We start from the raw sequence: 2,275 nt of genomic DNA on the forward strand, positions 1-2,275 counted from the left end.
GTGAGGCGAGGACCAGCTCGGCCGCCGCGCGTACCGAGGGGTCCCATCCCGCCCAGGGCCCGAGCGGGGTACGGGACCAGTCGTGATGGAGAACGGGTGGCCCAGCACCGCCGCGCCGACGCCCTGCCCGGTGGCGCTCGCGCCGTAGACGGCGACCCCGCGCGGCGCGAGAAGCCGGGCGATGGAACGGGCCTCGGTGCGGTGCTCCCGGCCGCGCTGCACCTCCAGGGTCGCCTCGGTGGGCGCGATCGGGAAGGTCAGGTGCACCACGCCGTCGGCGAACTGCCGCTGCACCTGGTAGCCGAAGTCGGAGAAGACCCGCAGCATCGCGCCGTTGCTCGGCAGCACCTCCGCGACGAAGCTCATGATGCCGGCCCGCGGTGCCGCGTCGGCCAGGTGCTCCAGCAGCACCGACCCGATGCCCCGGCCCTGGTAGGCGTCCTCCACCACGAACGCCACCTCGGCCTCCGGCGCCTGGGGGCCGAGGCGCTCGTAGCGGCCGACCGCCACGATCTGGTCGCCGGCAAGCACCACGAACGCCTCCCGGTCGCGGTGGTCGACGTTGACGAAGCGTTGCAGGTCCCGGTCGGGGATGCGGGGGTACGGCGAGAAGTAGCGCAGGTAGCGGGTGCGCTCGGAGAAGCGGGAGTGCATCGCCACGATCTCCGGCGCGTCCGACGGCCGGATCGGCCGCAACTGGACGGTAGTGCCGTCGCTGAGCAGCACGTCCACCGGCTGGTCCACCGTGGTCACGACGTCACCGTCCCACCCCGGCCCGGTCAGTCACGGGGATCGTGCGGATCGAGCCCGAGCAGCGGGAAGACGGACCTGCGGGTCGCGGCGACGGCCCGGTCCACCGCGGTCGGCTCCCCCGTCGGCTGCCACGGCTCGTACGCCGGGTCCACGTCGTCGGTCATCCGCAGCGGGATCTCCCGGCCCGGACGACGGGCGGCGGCCAGCTCCCGCCAGGCCGGCGGGGTCAGCGTGGCCGGCTCCAGCGGTGCGCCGGTCGCCACGGCGAGCAGGTGCGTCCACGCCCGGGGCACCACCTCGACCAGGGCGTACCCGCCTCCGCCGGTGGCCACCCAGCGGCCCTCGCACAGCTCGTCGGCGAGCCTCCGCAGGGCGATGTACGTGGCGCGCTGCCCGTCCACGCTCAGGTGCAGGTCGGCCAGCGGGTCCAGCCGGTGGCCGTCGGCGCCGCACTGGGTCACCAGGATCTGGGGCCGGAAGGCGCGCAGCACCGACGGCACGATCGCGTGGAAGGCACGCTGCCAGCCGGCGTCGTCGACGCCCGGCGGCAGCGGCACGTTCACCGCCGTCCCCTGCGCCTCCGGCCCGCCGGTCTCGTCGGGGAAGCCGGTGCCCGGGAACAGCGCCAGCGGAGTCTCGTGCAGGCTGACCGTGAGCACCCGGGGGTCGTCCCAGAAGACCTGTTGCACGCCGTCGCCGTGGTGCACGTCGACGTCCACGTACGCGACGCGCTCCGCACCGAGGTCGAGCAACCGGGCGATGGCCACCGCCGGGTCGTTGTAGACGCAGAAGCCGGCGGCGCGGGCCGGCATCGCGTGGTGCAGCCCACCGGCGACGTTGACCGCCCGCCGGGCCTCGCCCCGCCAGACCGCCTCGGCGGCGGCGACGGTGGCCCCGGCGATCAGCGCGCTGGACTCGTGCATCCCGTCGAAGACCGGGTTGTCGGAGGTGCCCAGTCCGAAGCCGGCGAAGAGGGGGTCGCGCGGCGCGGCGCGGACCGCGTCCAGGTAGCGCGGGTCGTGCACCCGGGCCAGCAGGTCGTCGTCGGCCGGCTCCGGCTTGACCAGCCGCACACCGGGCCGCTCCAGCACCCCCAGCTCGCGGGCGAGCGCCATGGTGAGCTCGACGCGTACCGGGTCCAGCGGGTGGTCACCCATGTCGTAGGTGAGCAGCGACGGGTCCCACACCACCACCGTGTCGTCGGACATGCGCCCATCGTCGCACGCGACCGGCAGCGGCCCGCCGCGCGCCGTACGGGTGTCGCCGACGCGCTACTCCCCCGTGGCCACCGGACGCGACGGGTCGGCGACCCAGTTGCTCCACGAGCCGACGTAGAGCGCGGCGTCCGGACGACCGGCCAGGTGCAGGGCGAGGACGGCCTGCGCGGCGGTCACCCCCGAGCCGCAGTACGCCCCGACCGGCCGGGCGGCGTCCACCCCGGCGGCGGCGAACCGTTCCCGCAGCGCGTCGGCGGCGGGGAAGCGACCGTCGGTGACGTACTCGGGGGCGGGCACGTTCACCG

2 protein-coding genes and 1 pseudogene are annotated in these 2,275 nt (G+C 75.3%); all 3 read right to left on the reverse strand.

Annotation, left to right across the window (positions count from 1 at the left end; genetic code table 11):
- Window positions 1–96: 96 nt before the first annotated feature.
- A pseudogene (locus tag AB0I76_RS27995) lies at window positions 97–753 on the reverse strand (GNAT family N-acetyltransferase); the annotation flags it as partial.
- A 26-nt stretch (window positions 754–779) separates the two neighbouring features.
- A complete protein-coding gene (locus AB0I76_RS28000) occupies window positions 780–1,961 on the reverse strand; it encodes an acetoin utilization protein AcuC (RefSeq protein ID WP_357041562.1) in 1,182 nt (393 codons plus the stop codon).
- Between the two features lie 63 nt (window positions 1,962–2,024).
- Window positions 2,025–2,275: rhodanese-like domain-containing protein (locus tag AB0I76_RS28005; protein ID WP_357041565.1), on the reverse strand; the 251-nt coding region annotated here is incomplete at its 5' end.

Source organism: Micromonospora sp. NPDC049799, from assembly GCF_040656655.1.
Lineage (GTDB): Bacteria > Actinomycetota > Actinomycetes > Mycobacteriales > Micromonosporaceae > Micromonospora.

Coding starts and splice junctions, on each gene's coding strand:
- AB0I76_RS28000 (WP_357041562.1), bottom strand. CDS start 1,961: ATGTCCGACGACACGGTGGTGGTGTGGGACCCGTCGCTGCTCACCTAC.